This window comes from Comamonas kerstersii (assembly GCF_008801935.1).
Lineage (GTDB): Bacteria > Pseudomonadota > Gammaproteobacteria > Burkholderiales > Burkholderiaceae_C > Comamonas > Comamonas kerstersii.
Map to the genome: position 1 here is coordinate 294,515 of NZ_VZOT01000005.1, position 17,886 is coordinate 312,400.

The following is a 17,886-nucleotide window of genomic DNA, read 5'->3' on the forward strand; positions in this document are numbered from 1 at the left end:
TATAGTCATGCCATGGCCAAAGAGAAAACCATCTACACCTGCAATGAATGTGGCGGCACCTCGCCGCGCTGGCTGGGCAAGTGCCCCAGCTGCGGCGCCTGGAACAGCCTGATCGAAAGCGTGCCGGAGGCGGCGTCTGGCGGCAAGAACCGCCTCAGCGCACCACAGGGCTATGCGGGCATGGCTAACGCCCAGCCCGTCACACCGTTGCACGCCATTGATGCGCAGGATGTGGCACGTACGCCCAGCGGTATTGAGGAGCTGGACCGCGTGCTTGGCGGCGGCGTGGTCGAAGGCGGTGTGGTGCTCATTGGCGGCGACCCCGGCATCGGCAAATCCACGCTGCTGCTGCAGGCCATGGATGCGCTGCAGCGCGCAGGCTTGCCCACGCTGTATGTGACCGGTGAAGAAAGCGGCTCTCAGGTCGCGCTGCGCTCGCGTCGGCTGGGCATTGATGGCAGCCTGGTCAACCTGCTGGCAGAAATTCAGCTGGAAAAAATCCTCGCCACGGTGGACGCCGTGCAGCCTGCGGTGGTGGTGATTGACTCCATCCAGACCATGTACTCCGACCAGCTCAGCAGCGCGCCCGGCTCGGTGGCCCAGGTGCGCGAATGCGCCGCGCATCTGACGCGCATGGCCAAGAGCACGGGTATTACGGTGATTCTGGTCGGCCACGTCACCAAGGAAGGCGCACTGGCCGGCCCCCGTGTGCTGGAGCATATGGTGGACACCGTGCTGTACTTCGAGGGCGACACGCACAGCCCGCACCGGCTGATCCGCGCCATCAAGAACCGCTTTGGCGCGGTGAACGAAATCGGCGTGTTCGCCATGACCGAAAAGGGCCTCAAAGGCGTGAGCAACCCCAGCGCCATCTTTCTGAGTCAGCACACCGAGCCCGTGCCTGGCAGCTGCGTAATGGTCACGCTGGAAGGCACGCGCCCGCTGCTGGTGGAAATCCAGGCACTGGTGGACAGCGCTGGCCCCGCGCCGCGCCGCCTGTCTGTGGGTCTGGACCGCGATCGCCTGGCCATGCTGCTGGCCGTGCTCAACCGCCATGCAGGCGTGGCCTGTGCGGATCAGGATGTGTTCGTCAACGCCGTAGGCGGCGTGCGCATTGGCGAGCCTGCGGCCGACTTGGCGGTGATGCTGTCCATCACCTCCAGCCTGCGCGGCAAGGCATTGCCCAGGGGCTTTGTGGCCTTTGGTGAAGTGGGTCTGGCAGGCGAAGTACGCCCTGCGCCGCGCGGGCAGGACCGCCTCAAGGAAGCTGCCAAGCTCGGCTTTACCGTGGCCATCGTGCCCAAGGCCAATGCACCCAAGAAGCCGATTGCGGGGCTGACCATCCATGCGGTCGAGCGTGTGGATGAGGCCATGCAGGTGGCGCGTGGGCTGGATTAGACTCGCTCCGCAACCCTGGGTACGTCGTTGCTCAGCCTTGTCGTACGTGTTGTACTGCCTGCGGCTTCGCGCCTCGTCTCCAACGTCAACCTGCGGTTGACTGGGCAGCGTGAGCGGCTTTTAGTCCGGCTGGCTGTGGGATACGCACTGCCCACAAAACAGGCAGCCTCCTCCCATAAGAGAATGACAGCATGAATGCGCGCAACGTAATGATCCCCCTGGGCCTGCTGGCCCTGCTGTACCTGGCCTATGACTCGCTGGGCTGGAAGGGCGTCGCCGCCGTGGGCGGCGGTATTCTCATGTGGCTGCTGCTGCACTTCACGCGGCTGATGACCGTCATGCGCCGCGCGGCGGAGCGCCCCATCGGCTATGTCGGCAGCGCCGTGATGCTCAACGCCAAGCTCAAGCCCAAGGTCAACCTGATGCATGTGGTGGCCCTGACCCGCTCGCTGGGTGAGCGCCTGTCCGAAGAGGGGCAGGACCCGGAGATCTACCGCTGGACCGATGGCACGGATTCGCACGTGACCTGCGAGTTCGTGAACGGTCGGCTGGTCAAGTGGACGCTGGTGCGTCCGCAGAAATCTGAAACCCAGGCTCCTCAGTCACCGACGGTGGCAAGCTAAGCTTTAGAATCCCTCACAGACGGAAGGCTGGCTCCGGGCCAGCTTTTTATTCAGATTTGAACTGCAAGCAGCCTGCACGCACAGGCTGCCTTCCACCTGTGAGAGAGACACCCACCATGAGTACCACTGCCATCGTCGAACTGACTGCCAAAGACCTGAACCAGCAAGGCGGCGTCTACTGCCCCAGCCCCAAGGCAGACATGCAGCTGTGGAATGGCCACCCCAAGGTCTATATCGATGTGGCCCACCACGGCGAAGGCAAGTGCCCCTACTGCGGCACGGTCTATAAGCTCAAGGCCGGGGAAGTGTTTGCCGGTGGGCATTGAGTAATTTGCATGACCAGCTCTATTGCGACGACGAACGAACTGCAGGACAGCGCTCTTTTGGAGCGCTGTCCTGCTTTGGCACAGATCACGGCAGTGATCGTCACCTACAACAGTGCGCACTGTGTGCCGGATCTGTCACGTCAGCTCAGGGGCTGGCCCCATGTCATCGTGGTCGACAACGGCAGCGCCGATGACACCGTGGTGCAGGTGCACAGTCAGCTGCCGCAGGCACAGGTCATTGCCTTGCCGGAGAACCAAGGCTTTGGTTTTGCCAACAATCGTGGTTTTGCGGCTGCATCCACGCCGTTCTGCCTGATGATCAATCCCGACTGTGGTCTGCGTGCGGAGCATGCACAGGCACTGTGGGAGACGGCGCAGCAATGGCCAGATGCGGCGATTGTGGTGCCTCAGCTGACCGGCAATGATGGTCGCCCACAGCTGAACTACGGCTGGATTCGCCACTGGTGGTCATCCCGAGGACCAGCGGCCGAGGGTGTGAGCTGTGTGGGCAATGCCTGTGGCGCAGCCATGCTGCTGCGGCTGGCGAATCAGCCACGTGACGGCTGGTTTGATGAGCGATTTTTTCTCTACTACGAGGACGAAGACATGTGCCTGCGCCTGCTGCAGGAGCACAAGCCTGTGCTGCTTCAGCCTGCCGTGCATGTGGCGCACTCCAACCGTGGTTCGGTGCGTGGGCCCCGCCCTTGGCGAGTGGAATACGGGCGCGGTTACCACCATGCACGCTCCAAAGTGCTGTTTACAGCCAAGCATGCTGGGGCGCAGGCGGCGCGCAAGCACCGCATGAAGTCTTTGAGTGGAGCCGTGGCCCTGCTGGCCCTGCGTTTGCTTGCACCATCACCCAAGCACCTGGCGCGGCTGTGGGGGCGCATTCGCGGGCTGTGCAGCGCCTCCACCACGTACTAATTCAACGGAATCAAGATGGCCAGACTGACCATTGGCATCCTCACCATGAATGAGGAACGGCGTATTGCTGCATGCATTGATAGTGCAGCATTCGCAGATCAAATCATTGTGGTGGACAGTGGCAGCAGTGACGCCACCGTGGATATCGCCAGAGCCAAGGGGGCAGAGGTTTACATTCATGCGGACTGGCAAGGCTTTGCTGTGCAGCGCAACCGTGTACTGCAGCACGCGAATGGAGACTGGATTTTCTTTCTGGATGCGGACGAACAACTTACGCCGGAACTGGCAGCAGAAATTCGAGGCGTGGTGGACGCAGACCAGGATGCTGTATGGGAAGTCGTCTGGGAAGAGATCGCCTATGGCCAGTCACTGGCGCGCATGAGTGGCGGTGGCGGTGTGATGCGCCTGTTTCCTCGAAGATTGCTGCTGGGCTTCGAAGGGGTGGTTCACGAGGGAGCACGCCTGATTCGGGAGGGCGTGCTACAGCGTCAACTGAGCCATCGGTTGCCCCATTATTCGCGTGAAACGATTTACGGCAGTCTGGTCAAGCTGGCTCAGTATGTGCAGCTCGGAGCCATGAAGCGCCATGCCCAAGGGAAACGCGGTGGTGTGCTGCGAGGTTTAGCTTCCGGTATTGCCAATTTCTCTCGTGTTTATTTTTTCCGGCGTGCATTTCTATGTGGAAGAGCCGGATTTTTGATCAGCTTGTTTGTTGGTCTGGAATGTTTCTTTCGCTATGTCGCTCTGGAAACAGATCAAGCACAGCTGCAGGAAACTAAGAAACGTTAACCATGCATATTTCAAATAACGATTTTTCGCCGCAAAGCAACAGCAAATGCTTGATTGCTGCACTGAGTGTGCTGGTGCTGGCTTATTTCGCCTTCCCAGTGGCAATGGCCTTGGGTTATGTTTCCATGGCCTTGGCATTTGTGCTGGGGCTGTTCGCGTGGAAGTCTTTGCGTGAATATGCCTATGTGCTGCGCAGTCCTTTGGTGATTGCGGCGTTGGGGCTCTATGTATTGATGCTATTGGGGTGGGCCTATACACCAGCCCCCTTGGACGATGTCAGATTGCACTTCAGCAAATACGCCAAATTGCTGCTGGTGCCTGTATTTATCCTGTTGCTTCAGAACGAAAAATGGCGTCAGCGCTGTGTGTATGCTTTTATGGCAGCCATGGGCTTTATTCTTGTTTCAGCATACGCCAATATTTTTTTCCAGCTTCCATGGTCCAGCACCCAGAATCTGGGCTGGGGGCAGGACCATACGGTCATTGGTGACTACATCACACAGAACATCATGATGGTGTTTTTTGCCATCTTGCTGCTCGAAAAAGCGGTGACCAGTAGCCATCGCATGGAGCAGGCATTTTTTGCCGCCAGTTTTGTGCTGGCGGTGCTGGTGGTGACCCATTTGTCCAATGGGCGGACGGGATATTTGCTGCTGATCGTTGCATTGGGCATGTATGCCTTGAAATGGGCCAGAGGCTGGAAGCAGTGGCTGACGATCGGTGTAGTGGCCTGTGTGATTGCTCTGAGTCTGGCCTCGTCTGAGCGCGTGCAGCATCGAGTGGAGCAGGCTGTGACTGAGCTGGAAAACAGCGACTCCATGGAAATTACCAGCATTGGCGGACGGTATAACTTCTGGAAATACACGCTGCAGATGACACTGGAAAAGCCCTTGCAGGGTTGGGGAACCGGCAGCTATCACTCACAGTGGTGCGAGCACGTGACTGCGGATGGGTGGTGTGGCTTTGGTCGCTGGCACCCCCATAACCAGTACCTGTTTTTCTGGATGGAGCACGGCCTCCTCGGTCTTGCTTTGTTCGTGCTCTTTGTGGTGTCTCCGATCTGGATGACACGCAAAATGCCAGATTCACCGCGTCGGATAGCATGGTGCTTCTCGGCGCTGTTTGCTGTCAACAGTCTGATCAATGCATCGCTGTTCAGCGCTCGGGAAAGTCACTTTTTTGTGATGATGACGTGCTTGGCGTGTGCTGGGATTGTCCTGCAGTCAGTCCGCAGCAGCCAGCAGCCCACATAAATAAAAAAGCCAAGTGCATGCACTTGGCTTTTTTACTTTTACAGCTTCATCTCATACCCCACCGTCATCGGCGCATGGTCTGAGAATTTCTCGCCCTTGTAGATGGACTCCTCCCGTGCCAGGGCAGCGATGGCTGGGGTGGCGAGGTGGTAGTCCAGGCGCCAGCCCACGTTGTTTGCATAGGCCTGGCCGCGGTTGCTCCACCATGTGTAGCACTCGTCCGTGGTGTCGGGCTTGAGGCAGCGGTAGACATCCTTGATGCCTCCGTTTTCGTTATCGGCCAGCAGCATGTCCATCCAGGCGCGTTCTTCGGGGGTGAAGCCGCTGTTCTTCTGGTTGCTGCGCCAGTTTTTCAGGTCTTCCTTGCGGTGGGCAATGTTGATGTCACCGCACAGCACAAACTCGCGTTCGCCTTTCAGGCGCATCAAGTGGGCGTGCATCTTGGCCAGAAAGCGGAACTTGGCGGCCTGGCGGTCTTCGCCGGAGGAGCCGCTGGGAAAGTAGCTGCTGATGATGGAGAACTTGCGGGTGGGCGTATCAAAGCGCGCCTCCACGTATCGTCCTTCGGCATCGAACTCTTCAGGGTCAAAGCCTGCAATCACATCGCTGGGCTCGTGGCGGCTGTAGATGCCCACGCCCGAGTAGCCGCGCTTTTGCGCAAAATGGAAGACGCCTGGCATGCCTGCCAGGGAGTCAAACTTGTCGGCGATATCCGCAGCTTGGGCCTTGACCTCTTGCACGCAAATACAATCCGGGCCGGTCGCAGCGATCCAGTCCTCCACACCCTTGGAAGCGGCAGAACGAATGCCGTTGAGGTTGAGGCTGGTCAATTTGAAAAGGGAAGCATCCATGTCTATCAGTGGCGCGCAGCAGGAACAGAACACTCAACTGGCGCAGGAATTTGTGCAGTTCGCCGTGCAATCCGGCGTATTGCGTTTTGGGGAGTTCAAGACCAAGGCCGGGCGTATGAGCCCTTATTTTTTCAATGCCGGCTTGTTCGATGACGGCGCCAAGATGGCACGTTTGGCTGAATTCTATGCAAAAGCCATTGTGGCCAGTGGCATGGAGTTTGATATGGTCTTTGGCCCAGCCTACAAGGGCATCCCTCTGGCCGCTACCGTGGCGGTGGAGCTGGCGCGCATGGGCAAGAACGTGCCCTTTGCCTACAACCGCAAGGAAGCCAAGGACCATGGCGAGGGCGGCACGCTGGTCGGCGCGCCCATCCAGGGCCGTGTACTCATCATTGACGATGTGATGAGCGCGGGCACGGCAGCGCGTGAATCCATTGCCTTGATCCAGGCTGCGGGGGCTACGCCACACGCCGTGGCGATTGCGCTGGACCGCCAGGAGAAAGCCACCGAGAATGGCAAGGATGTGGACCACAGCGCCGTGCAGTACGTGCGCAACCAGCTGGGTCTGCAAGTCTGCGCGATTGCCAATCTGTCGGACTTGCTGGCCTACCTGGAGGCCCGAGGGGGCGAAGGAGAGATGGCGCAGCACCATGAGCGCGTGCTGGCCTATCGCCAGCGCTATGGAGTCAATGATTAAGAGTCTCTGACGGGAGAGGGCGGCAGGGGCGCAGCAGCGCTTTTGCCATATGGCCGTCAGTGGCTCTGCACACCACAACTATGACAAGCCATGAAATTGGCCACACATCTGAGGCTCGCAATGGTGTTGAGTGCTGCGTGCTGTACTCCGCTGTGGGCACAGCCTCCGTCAGACAGCAATATCTACACCTGCATTGATGCATCCGGCGTGCGGATTACGTCCGACCGCCTCATTCCCCAGTGCCAGGACCGCGAACAGCGCGTGCTGGGCCCCTCGGGCGTGGTGCGCCAGCGCATCGGTCCAGCCATGACGGAAGCCGAAATGGCGCAGCATCTTGAAGTACGCCGCCAGCAGCAGTTGGCGCAGCAGCGTGAAAAAGAAAAGCGCAAGGAGCAGCAGCGGCGCGATCAGGTGCTGCTGGCGCGCTACCCAGACCGTGCAGCCCACGACGCACAGCGCCGCCAGGGCATGCAGCAGCTGGAGGCATTGCTGGCCATGTCACGCCAGCGGCTGGAGGAGCTGCAGCAGCAGGAGCGCGAACTGCAGCAGGAACTGGAGTTCTACGCCAAAGACGCGTCCAAGACGCCTGCACGCCTGACAGCTCGCCTGCAGGATGTGCAGCGTGATATTGCTGCACAGCAGGCGCAGATCGCTGCCTATGAAACAGACCAGCGCCGTATACACGCACGTTTTGACGAAGAGCTGCAGCGGCTGGAAATGCTCTGGCGCCAGCGTGCTGCAGCCAGTGCGGGGTCTGAGTAAAAAAGTGAGCAGCTAGCGCTTGTATTTGCTTGATTTCAAATATAAATATCTTTGAAGTGTTTCATTTTCAAGCGCTGGCAGCTATTTTTATGAGAGTGCCTGCCACACCGTAGCACCGCCCGTGCCCGATACCTGCGGTGCAATGCCCAGCAGGGCTGCATGGCGGCGCAGCAGTGCTTCAAAGTGCTGGGTGTCAGCGGCGCTGAGTTGTTGCTCGTCACCCTGATAGTCGCGTGCCACTTGCACGGTGGTGAAAGAGTGGCTGCCAAACTTTTGCACGGCATTGCGCAACTTGTCGAGATTGATGGGGGCAGAAGTAGCAGTCATGGCAAGGCTCCTGAAAATCATCAGATGGCGGTCACAGCGCTGAATGTGGCATGGATGGCCGCATCAGCACAAGAGGTGCTGGCTGCACGTGTGGCTGCCATGTCGGGCCACACGCGGATGCGGTCTGGGCTGACATGGCCTGCTGATCATGCACCTTGCATTGTGTGACAACACTGACAGGCCTCGCGCACCACTGGCTGCGTGGTCGGTGCCGTGGTGATTCCTCCTGTGCTGGAGCTGCTCTACAACGCCTACGGCTTTGCTGGTGCACTGCCCCGTGAAGGCATGGACGCATCGCAGGCGTTGGCTGCACCGCAGGCCACCCAGATGACACAGATTGCCAACGGCATCTTCAAGAGCAATCTGGACTGGAACATGCTGGGTCTGGGCGTCGCCGTCGGCGTGGCCGCCATCGTGGCCGATGTGCTGCTGCGCAAGCGCGGCACGGGTGCTCTGCCTCCACTGGCCGTGGGTCTGGGCATCTACCTGCCCCCACCATTGGCATGACGCTGGTGCTGGTGCTGGGTGCTCTGCTGGGCTGGCTGATTCAGCGTGCCATCCGCCGCTATGGCGAGCGCAATGGCAAGGACTGGGTGGCTGCGGCACAAGAGCGTGGCCTGCTGCTGGCTTCGGGCATGATCGTGGGTGAAAGCCTGATGGGTCTGGCACTGGCGGCCGTGATTGGCTTTAGCGGCAGCGGTGCGCCACTGGCGCTGGTAGGCCATGGCTTTGCGCCTGCCATGTGGCTGGGCCTGGTGGCATTTGCAGCCCTCTTTGCCTTCTTCTACAAGCGCGTATTGCGTTCCTGAACCTTGCATACACACGGCGTTGGATAACGCCGTGCAGATGCGAGGGCTGCACCATGGTGCAGCCCTTTTTTATGCGTGCGCCTGCTGCACAGCGCGCTGCACTGGCAGCGTGGCTTCGTAGTGCAGCACGTCCAGCCACTGGCGGTGCAGCTGCGGCTGGGTGGTGGCATGGCCGTGGGGGTGAAAACCGTTTTTCAGCAGCACCTGCACCGCCGCCTTGTTCTGTGGCCGCACGGGCGCTGTCAGCCTTTGCAGGTGGTGCACATGAAAAGCTTTTTGCATGACTGCTGCCACGGCATCGGTTGCCAGGCCCTGACCGCCGTACTCAGGGGCAATGCGGTAGCTCAGCGTGGCCTGTGCAACATGGCTGCGCTGCACCTGCGTCAGGCTGATGCGGCCTGCCAGCACGCCGTTGCACCAGATCAGGTAGTGCCATGCCAGCCCGGCGGATTGCTGCTGCAAGGCTGCCTGCAGGGTGCGGGCAAAACCTTCGGGGGTGTAGAAGGGCTCCGGGCGCGGATCCATCCAGCGTTCAAACGCATCGCGGTGCTGTGTTTCAAAGGCCAGCAAAGTGGCGGCATCCGCAGCTTGCAGCAATGTCAGCTCCATGGCGGCCCTTTCTTCCAGACAACGGACAAAGCGCCATTGTGGCAGCCTGCGCGCCTGCCCGGCGTAGGGAAGATGGCCGATGTGCAGCGGGAGGCCTCTGGCACATGACTGGCCTGGCAACTGGGTGCAGCGGCAGCGTGCAGCACCTGTCTGAAGAGGATGGCTATCTGGCGTTGATTCTTGCCATACTGTGATTTCTAGCTATGATTTTTGAATTAATCCAGCAGCCCAGACTGCATCATCCATAAGGTGTTTCATGGCAGAAATCCAGCTGTCTCCGGCATCCATGCCTTCTCTGTCTTCTTCACTGCCGGAGGTCGCGGCGCGCTGCATTGCCGTGGGGCCGGCGGCCTGCCGTGCCATGGGCACATGGCACTCCGAGATGCAGGTGGCGCAGTGCTTTGTCAGCACAGAACCCGGTCAGCCCACCGAGCAGGGCCAGAGCTGGGTGACGCTGGATGCCGTGGAAGACAGCGCAGCTGCGCTGCAGGACAGTGCGGATGCCGTGGCTGACAAGGTGCTGGCCTGGCTGCGCACCAGCCTCAGCGAATGCACAGGGCTGGTGGTGGATACCTCCACGCGTGCTGCGCGCATTACCAGTCTGACGCTGGCCCGCCGCCTGCAGGCCGCAGGCATAGACGTGCTGGCCGTGGTGCTTTCTGCACGGCTGCACCAGGGGGCAGAAGTCATTCAGCAGTCCCGGCATGCCCATGCCCAGCTGCATGAACTGTGCAATGCCAGCATGCTCATTGATGGCGCACGCTTTGCCCCGCTGGATGACCCCGCGCCCTATGTGCAGCATGTGTGTGACACCTTGCTGCAGGCCGTCAACGAATACGGCCACATCAATGTGGATGTGCAGGACATTTTTAGCGCGCTCTGTGGCCGCAACTCCCACATGGCCCACGCCGTCGTGCAGCGCGGCCCACGGCTGGCGCAGGACCTGCTGGAGCAGCTCACCCAGGGCCGCCTGATGACCGTGGCCGAACTGCGCTGCGCACGTGCCGCACTGGTGCTGGTGGATGCTGCACATGGCCAGCTCAAGCTCAGCGACGCGCGGGAAATCATGCAGACCATCAGCAGCATGATGCTGCCCGATGTGCACTTTATCTATGGCAGCGGTTACTCCCAGCGCCTGGAAGCGGAGCTGGGCATCACCTTGCTGATTTCGTATTGAGACGCTGCCATAAAAAATAGCTTCCAGCACTTTGTGTACAAGCGCTGGAAGCTATTGTTTTTATATGCGCAGAAGCTGAATCAGCGCACCTGCTGTGCAGCAAATTGCACCTTGGGGTTCACATAGCTCTCCTGGGCCTGCACCAGCTGCAGCTCGCGCTGGCCGCTTTCGTGGGTGCGGGTCAGCAGCTCAAACATGCTGGCCTTGGTGCGCTCCAGCGCCAGCTTGGCAGAGCCCATTGCGCCAAAGTGCTGGCTGTAGTGTGCGGTAAACAGCGCGGCGGTCACATCGCCGGAACCATTGGCCTTGAAGGGCAGGTGCGGGGTTGTGACCAGCCATGCGCCATTGGCGTCTGCTGCCAGCATCTCAATGGTGCCGGGCGCTGCATCGGAGCGGAACACACTGGTCACCAGTACGGCGCGGGGGCCCATGGCCATGACGGCGTCCACGGCCTTGAGTGTTTCTTCCAGCGTCTGCACTTGCATGCCTGCCAGATAGCCCAGCTCGAACTGGTTGGGTGTCACCAGATCGGCCTTGGGCACCACGCGCTCGCGCAGCAGTTCGGGGATTGCAGGGTTCACAAAGCAGCCCGACTTGGCATTGCCCATCACCGGGTCGCAGGTGTAGGTGGCGTTGGGGTTGGCGGCCTTCACGCGTGCGACGGCATCCAGAATGGCGTCGGCAATGTCGGTGCCGCCCTGGTAGCCGCTGAGCACCACATCCACCTGCGCCAGTGCGCCGCGCTGCTCCATGGCGCTGATGATGGCTGTCACCTCGCTGGCAGGAATGGGTGAGCCCCCCCACTGACCATAGCCCGTGTGGTTGGAGAAGTTCACGGTGTACACCGGCCACACCTCATGCCCGAGGCGCTGCAGCGGGAACACGGCTGCCGAATTGCCAACGTGGCCGTAGGAAACATGGGACTGGATGGAAAGAATGTTCATGGCTCAGGGAAGAAGGTCGCCCGGCACATGGCCGGGCTGTTCAATGCAATGGGAGAGCATGGTAGCGCTGCGATTCGTGCAACGCATGGCCGGACTGAAAAGCGACGGGCGGTAGTGAGACAAAACAAGGCATCCGGCCTTCCCCCAAAGCAAAAGCGTAAAGCAAAAGGCCGTGCAAGAGCTCGGCCTGTGAGCAGCAGTCGCAGAGGTGCTCAGCTTGCCTGCATCTGCTTTCTGTCCTGATACACCATGTACAGCAGCCACAGCCAGGCGCAGACATATCTGATTTATGAATAGGACGTGTCTGGCCGCTCTCGGCCAGCAGCCGCGTCTGAAAAGTCCTTTTCATGCCATGGTGCGCTCACCAGCGTGCCTGCAGATGCAGCGCAGCACTTTGCCTGTGCAGTCGCTGTGTGCAGGCGCAAGGGCTGGGATCGCGTTGAAAAGATGTTTACAGCGGCACAGGCGGCTTGAGCTGCGCAAAGTAATGCGCATACCCGGCCAGAAACTTCTGCCGGTGCACGGCACGCAGGTCCAGCTCCTCGAGCAGTTCGTACTTTTCAATCAGCTGCCGGAAGGCGTAGTACGGGCTTTGCGTCTGGTGCGTGGCCGCGTACATGGCCACCACCTCAAACGCATCCTGGTTCATGATGGCCTTGAGGATGTTGGCGTAGAACATGCGGTCGCTGTGGCCATCCTGCGCAGCGTCCTCCTTGTGCAGGCCCGCCTTGGGAAACTTCTGGTCGATGAACTTCAGCATCTCAAACAGCACGGAGATGAAGTGGTCAATCTCGCTGTGGTCGGCCATCAGCAGCTTGCGCGCATCTTCCAGACTGGGTTGGGCGTGGGCCTGCTCCATCAGTGCCTGCAAAGGGGTGGAAGCTGCCGTCCCGTGCTGGGCAAGCAGCGGCGCGTTGATTTTTTCAAACGTGGAGTTGAACAGCTTGAGCAGCGAAAAGAACGTGTTCTCAAACGCGTCGAGCCGCTGCGCCGCAATCTGCTCGGTGAACAGGCGCACATTGGCCTCGGCCGCCAGGGTGGACTTTTTCAGCTCCTCCATGGTGGCCGCCAGCTCACGGCGCTGCAGCCGCAAGGTGAACAGCAGGGCAATGAAGGAGAAAAAACTCAGAATCGGGTTGAGCACACCGCCGAGAAAGTCGCCCGACAGACCCAGCGCCTCGGCACGGCTCATGCCCTCGCCGTTGTTGGCGGTCTCCAGCCAGGTCTGGTAGTTGGACTCAAAATCCCAGTAGGTCTTGAGGTAGAACCAGACCGTACACGCCAGCAGAAAAACGGCCATCAGTTCCAGCAGGTGAATTTCTTTCCAAGCGTTCAAGCGCATGTGGTATCTCCCGAAGCTCCAGTTTGTAAGGCTTGCAGCATGGAATGGCTATAGGAGAACAGCGATGCTGCAGGTCTGGTGGGCCTGCTTTTTATCTATGCCCGCGAGCGCTGGCAGCTATGAGTTTTGTATTCTCTCTCTTTCCTGCTTTTTGTTTGAGCGGTGTGCTTGGTTTGAGGGAGGGAGTCGGGTCTCGGCCCGACAGCCGAGTTCCTTTTTGTGCGCGACAAAAAGGAACCTTCACGCTTGCGTGGGGCGAAACTCATATTGCGAAGCAATGTGGGTGGAGACCAAAAAGCGCGTCTGCGACGCTGTCCGGCGAAACTCACTGCGCTCCTTCGTCGCTCCGTTCAAACAGCCGCCGGAAATTTGAATTTTTATATGGGGGCACGCCAGTCTTGCCGCTGGCGTGCGGGGTAGCACAAGCGCTGCGCCTTGAACTCCCTCTCCCGCTTGCGGGAGAGGGTGGGGGTGAGGGGACATGTATCTCCTTCCCCCGCTGGGGGAAGGCGGGGATGGGGGCCAACCTGGTTGGAAAATGGCCGCAAAGGCGCTGTGCTACAGCCGCTGGTTTTCTGAATGAAATATGCCTCTAGCGCTTATGCAGCAAGCGCTGGTAGCTATGGATTTTGTTGTTTCTCCCTCTCCCTCTGGCGGGAGAGGGCAGGGTGAGGGTGGCAGGTGCTGCTTGGCGCTGAGGCGCAGGCACTGGCCGCCTCACTCACCGCCCGCAGGTGCAGGTTTGCCTTTCAGGCGCTGCCACAGGCTTTGCCCTTCAAAGTCTGCGCGCAGCGTAGCTTTGAGGCGGCGCACCTGCGCCACCTTGCCTGCATCCAGCTCCTCGGGCGTGCCCAGGTCAAACACAAAGCTGTAATGCGGCTCCTGCCCCATGCGCAGATCGGTGAGCAGCACGCGGCCGTCCACCACCTCCATGCGCACCGGGCCTTGCGTAAAGCGCAGCATGCGCTGTACATGGGGCACATCGGCCCAGCGCTCCAGGTATGCCTGCCCGCGCTCGGTGGCCGTTAAGGGGATGTGCGGGTCTTGATCGAGCAGGCTGTAGAAACCTTCATGGCTGTGCGTGGGCGTAACCGCCAGCACCCGCCACAGCACGGTGTTAAAGGGCGATGCATACACCCACAGCTGCGCGTTGTGGATGTCCTGTGCCTCCAGCGACTTGTGCGCCACCGTGCGCACATGCTGCTGCGCAGCCACGCTCCACAGCAGATACACACAGCTCAAGACCAGTGCCCAGGCATTGGGCGCTCCCCAAGCCTTGCCCTTGCGTGCCCGCAGGCCAGACCACACCAGCCCCACGATCAGCGGCACGGTGTAGAGCGGGTCAATGATGAACATGCTGCCCACGGCATAGGCATGGTCGGTAAACGGCTGGAAGAACTGCGTGCCGTAGCTGGTCATGGCGTCAATGCCCACGTGGGTGATCAGCACCAGCAGCCACGCCAGCGTCCACCGCCCCGCATGCCCGGGTGTGCCCGGCGGAGCCTTGCGTTGCAGCCACCAGTTGGTGAGCCAGCCCAACAGCGGGGAGAGCAGGGCTAGAAAGAACAGCGAATGCGACTCCGCCCGGTGGCGCACCATGTTGAGCAAGTCGTCGCCATGGTCGATCACCACGTCCAGATCAGGCAGCGTGCCTGCAATGGCGCCGATCAGGGCTGCTTTGCCAAAGGAGGTACGGCGGCCCATGACGGCCACGGTCACGCTGGCGCCGAGCACGGCTTGGGTGAGGGAGTCCATGTGTTGTGAGATGGTGGAGTGAAAAGGGTTTTGCGGGAGGCGGTGTGTTTGAGGCGAATTTGGCCGGTTGCGCCCGTCAATTCTGCGTTAGTTGCTCTGCTGTTTGAAAAGTTCTTTTCTTTGCTGTGGCTTGGTGTGCTGGTTTGGCGGTGTGCTTGGTTTGAGGGAGGGAGTCGGGTCTCGGCCCGACAGCCGACCCCATTTCTTTTGCGTCGCTAAAAGAAATGGGGGAAAGAAAAGGCGAGCCTGCAGGCGGCTTGTCCGGCGAAACTCACTGCGCTCCTGCGTCGCTCCGTTCAGACAGCCGCCGGAAATTTGAATTTTTATATGGAGGCACGCCAGTCCTGCGGCTGGCGTGCGGGGTAGCACAAGCGCTGCGCCTTGAACTCCCTCTCCCGCTTGCGGGAGAGGGTGAGGGTGAGGGGGCATGCGTCTCCTTCCCCTGCTGGGGGAAGGAGGGGATGGGGGCCTTTGCTTCTTGTTGGTGCGGTGTGCTTGGTTTGAGGGAGGGAGTCGGGTCTCGACCCGACAGCCGACTCCATTTCTTTTGCCTCGCCAAAAGAAATGGGGGAAAGAAAAGGCGAGCCTGCAGGCGGCCTGTCCTGCGAAACTCACTGCGCTCCTTCGTCGCTCCGTTCAAACAGCCGCCGGAAATTTGAATTTTTATATGGAAGCACGCCAGTCCTGCGGCTGGCGTGCGGGGTAGCACAAGCGCTGCGCCTTGAACTCCCTCTCCCGCTTGCGGGAGAGGGTGGGGGTGAGGGGGCATATATCTCCTTCCCCCACTGGGGGAAGGCGGGGATGGGGGCCAGCCTGCTCCTTGTTGAAGCGGTGTGCTTGCTTTCAGGGAGGGGGTCGGGTCTCGGCCCGACAGCCGACCCCATTTCTTTTGCGTCGCCAAAAGAAATGGGGGAAAGAAAAGGCGAGCCTGCAGGCGGCCTGTCCGGCGAAACTCACTGCGCTCCTTCGTCGCTCCGTTCAAACAGCCGCCGGAAATTTGAATTTTATATGGAAGCACGCCAGTCCTGCGGCTGGCGTGCGGGGTAGCACAAGCGCTGCGCCTTGAACTCCCTCTCCCGCTTGCGGGAGAGGGTGGGGGTGAGGGGGCATATATCTCCTTCCCCCACTGGGGGAAGGCGGGGATGGGGGCCAGCCTGCTCCTTGTTGAAGCGGTGTGCTTGCTTTCAGGGAGGGAGTCGGGTCTCGGCCCGACAGCCGACCCCATTTCTTTTGCGTCGCCAAAAGAAATGGGGGAAAGAAAAGGCGAGCCTTGCAGGCGGCCTGTCCGGCGAAACTCACTTCGCTCCTTCGTCGCTCCGTTCAAACAGCCGCCGGAAATTTGAATTTTTATATGGAAGCACGCCAGTCTTGCAGCTGGCGTGCGGGGTAGCACAAGCGCTGCGCCTTGAACTCCCTCTCCCGCAAGCAGGGGAGGGAACCGGCTCGCGCATCGAAAAGGACTTTTCACCCTCAGCAGCAGATATCAACGGCCATCAGCGATACATACAAAAACAAGAACCAAATCAGCCACTAGCGCCCATCCAGCAAGCGCTACCAGCTATAAAAATAGAAAAGAACTCTTCACGAGCAGGCCGCCCGTGCGCAGACAGCCCACTTATCCACTGCCCCCTCAGGCCGTGGGCAGGAAGTACGAAGACTTGTGCGGATTGCGGCTGCTGCTGATGCACAGCTTCAGCCGCGCTTCCATGTACTGGCGCACTTCGGAGCGGTCGCACATCTGCGCCAGGTCTTCCCAGTACAGCAGGCTGGTGAACGCAGGCTTGGCAGGTGCGGCGCTGGCTTCGCCTTCGGGGGCTTCGGTGGCTTCCACGGCTTCCGGTGCGGCGGTGGTCGCAGGGGTTGCCGGAGCCACGGGCGCATAGGCAAACAGCGGAGAGTTCACGGGCGTGTAGTGCTGCACGGGGCGGCCAGCGGCTTCTTCCTTGCGGCGTGAGGTGAGGATGAAGTAGTGGTGGTGTGCATCTGCCAGGTGGGGCTTTTTCTCGGCATCAAACACCTTCTGCAGGCGCTCCAGGCCCTTGGCCACATCGGCGGCGTAGGTCCAGTTCGTCAGGTACTTGGTTTCGATGAACAGGAACACCTGGCGTGCGGCGTCAGACACCAGCACGTCCGAGAGCTTGCTGCGCAGGCGCTCGTGCATCAGGTAGGCGTGCGTGTCGAAGGAGACGTTGGGCGCTTCAATGCGCAGATCGTCGCGGCCCGAGGCTTCCTGGATGTAGCGGTTAAACAGGGCGATGCGCTTGGAGTAGCCGGCCGTGAATTCGTTGAAAAAGTAGCCTGCAAAGAACTTGGAGCAGAGGTTGCGTTCTTTTTCGGATTCGATGAGGGAAGCGTTCGCAAAAATCACAGAAAAACTTTGCTGCGCGCGGCGCAGGCCAGGAAACAGAAAGCAGGCAGCCGGCGGGTAGCCCGCTGCAATCAACAAGGCCGCAGGTAGGGTGTACCTGCGGCCTGGCGCATTATCTGGTGCTGCACACGCGTTCCGGGGAACGCGCGTGTAACAAGACTTTGAAGGCGGGTGTCAGGCCAGCTTGGCCTTGAGCAGCTCGTTCACCTGGGCAGGGTTGGCCTTGCCCTTGGAGGCCTTCATCACCTGGCCGACCAGGGCGTTGAAGGCTTTGTCCTTGCCAGCCTTGTACTGCTCGACGTTGCCGGGGTTGGCGGCGATCACTTCGTCAATGATCTTCTCCAGCGCGCCGGTGTCGTTCATCTGCTTGAGGCCCTTGGCTTCAATCACGGCGTCCACCGCTGCGGCTGCATCCGCAGCTTCAGCGTTCTTGCCTTCACCCGTCCACAGCGCCTCAAACACCTGCTTGGCAGCGTTGTTGGAGATGGTGCCGTCCGAGATGCGGCGGATCAAAGCAGCCAGCTGGTCGCTGGAGACCTTCACGGCGTCCATACCGATTTCTTCGGTGTTCAGGCGGCGTGAGATTTCACCCATCACCCAGTTGGAGGCCAGCTTGGCCTGACCGCAGGCCTTGGCCGTGCGCTCAAAGTAGGCGGCCATTTCCTGCGACTGGGTCAGGGTGGTGGCATCGTACTCAGGCAGGCTGTACTGCTCCACAAAGCGGGCCGCCATGTGGCGGGGCAGCTCGGGCATTTCGGCCTTGACCTGCTCCACCCAGCTGTCGGCCACGACCAGCGGTGGCAGGTCGGGGTCGGGGAAGTAGCGGTAGTCGGCCGCGTCTTCCTTGGTGCGCATGGCGCGGGTTTCGCCCGTGTCGGGGTTGAACAGCACGGTGGCCTGCTGAATCTCGTAGCCGTCTTCGATCTGCTCGA

At 60.4% G+C, this 17,886-nt stretch carries 17 protein-coding genes and 1 pseudogene; 10 read left to right on the top strand and 8 right to left on the bottom strand.

Annotated features, from left to right (window positions below):
* Window positions 1–12: 12 nt before the first annotated feature.
* From radA to F7P80_RS10200, 6 genes are all read left to right on the top strand, one after another.
* Window positions 13–1,398, top strand: a complete 1,386-nt coding sequence (radA, locus tag F7P80_RS10175) for a DNA repair protein RadA (protein ID WP_151044500.1) — start codon at window positions 13–15, stop codon at window positions 1,396–1,398.
* Window positions 1,399–1,589: 191 nt separating this feature from the next.
* The gene (locus tag F7P80_RS10180) at window positions 1,590–2,021 is read left to right on the top strand and encodes a glycerate kinase (protein WP_151044502.1); all 432 of its coding nucleotides are present in this window, start codon (window positions 1,590–1,592) and stop codon (window positions 2,019–2,021) included.
* A 116-nt stretch (window positions 2,022–2,137) separates the two neighbouring features.
* Window positions 2,138–2,347, top strand: coding sequence for a zinc-finger domain-containing protein (locus tag F7P80_RS10185; protein WP_151044504.1), 210 nt, complete (start codon window positions 2,138–2,140; stop codon window positions 2,345–2,347).
* Window positions 2,348–2,356: 9 nt separating this feature from the next.
* Window positions 2,357–3,271 (top strand): glycosyltransferase family 2 protein, encoded by a 915-nt coding sequence (locus F7P80_RS10190; protein ID WP_054067967.1) that lies wholly within the window; start codon window positions 2,357–2,359, stop codon window positions 3,269–3,271.
* A 15-nt stretch (window positions 3,272–3,286) separates the two neighbouring features.
* Window positions 3,287–4,060 (top strand): glycosyltransferase family 2 protein, encoded by a 774-nt coding sequence (locus tag F7P80_RS10195; RefSeq protein ID WP_151044506.1) that lies wholly within the window; start codon window positions 3,287–3,289, stop codon window positions 4,058–4,060.
* 68 nt (window positions 4,061–4,128) lie between these two features.
* On the top strand, window positions 4,129–5,313 hold the full coding sequence (locus F7P80_RS10200) for an O-antigen ligase family protein (RefSeq protein ID WP_211372010.1): 1,185 nt from the start codon (window positions 4,129–4,131) through the stop codon (window positions 5,311–5,313).
* A gap of 38 nt (window positions 5,314–5,351) precedes the next feature.
* Here the strand turns inward: F7P80_RS10200 and F7P80_RS10205 are convergent, their stop codons facing one another.
* Entirely contained in the window at window positions 5,352–6,164 is an 813-nt protein-coding gene (locus tag F7P80_RS10205; protein WP_151044510.1) for an exodeoxyribonuclease III, read from the bottom strand.
* Between F7P80_RS10205 and pyrE the strand changes: the two genes are divergently transcribed.
* Complete coding sequence (gene pyrE / locus F7P80_RS10210; RefSeq protein WP_054067971.1) at window positions 6,163–6,861, top strand: orotate phosphoribosyltransferase; 699 nt, start codon at window positions 6,163–6,165, stop codon at window positions 6,859–6,861. The genes F7P80_RS10205 and pyrE overlap by 2 nt on opposite strands.
* A gap of 120 nt (window positions 6,862–6,981) precedes the next feature.
* The gene (locus F7P80_RS10215) at window positions 6,982–7,623 is read left to right on the top strand and encodes a DUF4124 domain-containing protein (RefSeq protein ID WP_151044512.1); all 642 of its coding nucleotides are present in this window, start codon (window positions 6,982–6,984) and stop codon (window positions 7,621–7,623) included.
* Between the two features lie 87 nt (window positions 7,624–7,710).
* Here F7P80_RS10215 and F7P80_RS10220 read toward each other — a convergent pair whose 3' ends face one another.
* Entirely contained in the window at window positions 7,711–7,950 is a 240-nt protein-coding gene (locus tag F7P80_RS10220; RefSeq protein ID WP_054067973.1) for a hypothetical protein, read from the bottom strand.
* 228 nt (window positions 7,951–8,178) lie between these two features.
* Between F7P80_RS10220 and F7P80_RS17465 the strand changes: the two are divergent.
* Window positions 8,179–8,759, top strand: a pseudogene (locus F7P80_RS17465) (OPT/YSL family transporter).
* Window positions 8,760–8,828: 69 nt separating this feature from the next.
* Here the strand turns inward: F7P80_RS17465 and F7P80_RS10230 are convergent.
* Window positions 8,829–9,368: a GNAT family N-acetyltransferase gene (locus F7P80_RS10230; RefSeq protein WP_151044514.1), complete on the bottom strand. Its 540-nt coding sequence runs from the start codon at window positions 9,366–9,368 to the stop codon at window positions 8,829–8,831.
* A 256-nt stretch (window positions 9,369–9,624) separates the two neighbouring features.
* Here F7P80_RS10230 and F7P80_RS10235 point away from each other — a divergent pair, with 256 nt between their 5' ends.
* Window positions 9,625–10,545 carry an FtsZ/tubulin family protein gene (locus tag F7P80_RS10235; RefSeq protein WP_151044516.1) on the top strand — a complete coding sequence of 307 codons (921 nt, stop codon included), beginning with the start codon at window positions 9,625–9,627 and terminating at the stop codon, window positions 10,543–10,545.
* An 80-nt stretch (window positions 10,546–10,625) separates the two neighbouring features.
* Here F7P80_RS10235 and pdxY read toward each other — a convergent pair whose 3' ends face one another.
* From pdxY to F7P80_RS10260, 5 genes are all read right to left on the bottom strand, one after another.
* A complete protein-coding gene (gene pdxY / locus F7P80_RS10240; RefSeq protein WP_151044518.1) occupies window positions 10,626–11,489 on the bottom strand; it encodes a pyridoxal kinase PdxY in 864 nt (287 codons plus the stop codon).
* 451 nt (window positions 11,490–11,940) lie between these two features.
* The gene (locus F7P80_RS10245) at window positions 11,941–12,831 is read right to left on the bottom strand and encodes a putative phage abortive infection protein (RefSeq protein WP_151044520.1); all 891 of its coding nucleotides are present in this window, start codon (window positions 12,829–12,831) and stop codon (window positions 11,941–11,943) included.
* Window positions 12,832–13,548: 717 nt separating this feature from the next.
* Window positions 13,549–14,586, bottom strand: a complete 1,038-nt coding sequence (locus tag F7P80_RS10250; RefSeq protein ID WP_151044522.1) for a metal-dependent hydrolase — start codon at window positions 14,584–14,586, stop codon at window positions 13,549–13,551.
* Window positions 14,587–16,216: 1,630 nt separating this feature from the next.
* Window positions 16,217–16,954 carry an excinuclease ABC subunit A gene (locus F7P80_RS10255; protein ID WP_151044524.1) on the bottom strand — a complete coding sequence of 246 codons (738 nt, stop codon included), beginning with the start codon at window positions 16,952–16,954 and terminating at the stop codon, window positions 16,217–16,219.
* 174 nt (window positions 16,955–17,128) lie between these two features.
* The coding region (locus tag F7P80_RS10260) for an Asp-tRNA(Asn)/Glu-tRNA(Gln) amidotransferase subunit GatB (RefSeq protein ID WP_487246628.1) at window positions 17,129–17,886 on the bottom strand (758 nt) is incomplete at its 5' end.

Coding starts and splice junctions, on each gene's coding strand:
- radA (WP_151044500.1), top strand. CDS start 13: ATGGCCAAAGAGAAAACCATCTACACCTGCAATGAATGTGGCGGCACC.
- F7P80_RS10180 (WP_151044502.1), top strand. CDS start 1,590: ATGAATGCGCGCAACGTAATGATCCCCCTGGGCCTGCTGGCCCTGCTG.
- F7P80_RS10185 (WP_151044504.1), top strand. CDS start 2,138: ATGAGTACCACTGCCATCGTCGAACTGACTGCCAAAGACCTGAACCAG.
- F7P80_RS10190 (WP_054067967.1), top strand. CDS start 2,357: ATGACCAGCTCTATTGCGACGACGAACGAACTGCAGGACAGCGCTCTT.
- F7P80_RS10195 (WP_151044506.1), top strand. CDS start 3,287: ATGGCCAGACTGACCATTGGCATCCTCACCATGAATGAGGAACGGCGT.
- pyrE (WP_054067971.1), top strand. CDS start 6,163: ATGTCTATCAGTGGCGCGCAGCAGGAACAGAACACTCAACTGGCGCAG.
- F7P80_RS10205 (WP_151044510.1), bottom strand. CDS start 6,164: ATGGATGCTTCCCTTTTCAAATTGACCAGCCTCAACCTCAACGGCATT.
- F7P80_RS10215 (WP_151044512.1), top strand. CDS start 6,982: ATGGTGTTGAGTGCTGCGTGCTGTACTCCGCTGTGGGCACAGCCTCCG.
- F7P80_RS10220 (WP_054067973.1), bottom strand. CDS start 7,950: ATGACTGCTACTTCTGCCCCCATCAATCTCGACAAGTTGCGCAATGCC.
- F7P80_RS10230 (WP_151044514.1), bottom strand. CDS start 9,368: ATGGAGCTGACATTGCTGCAAGCTGCGGATGCCGCCACTTTGCTGGCC.
- F7P80_RS10235 (WP_151044516.1), top strand. CDS start 9,625: ATGGCAGAAATCCAGCTGTCTCCGGCATCCATGCCTTCTCTGTCTTCT.
- pdxY (WP_151044518.1), bottom strand. CDS start 11,489: ATGAACATTCTTTCCATCCAGTCCCATGTTTCCTACGGCCACGTTGGC.
- F7P80_RS10245 (WP_151044520.1), bottom strand. CDS start 12,831: ATGCGCTTGAACGCTTGGAAAGAAATTCACCTGCTGGAACTGATGGCC.
- F7P80_RS10250 (WP_151044522.1), bottom strand. CDS start 14,586: ATGGACTCCCTCACCCAAGCCGTGCTCGGCGCCAGCGTGACCGTGGCC.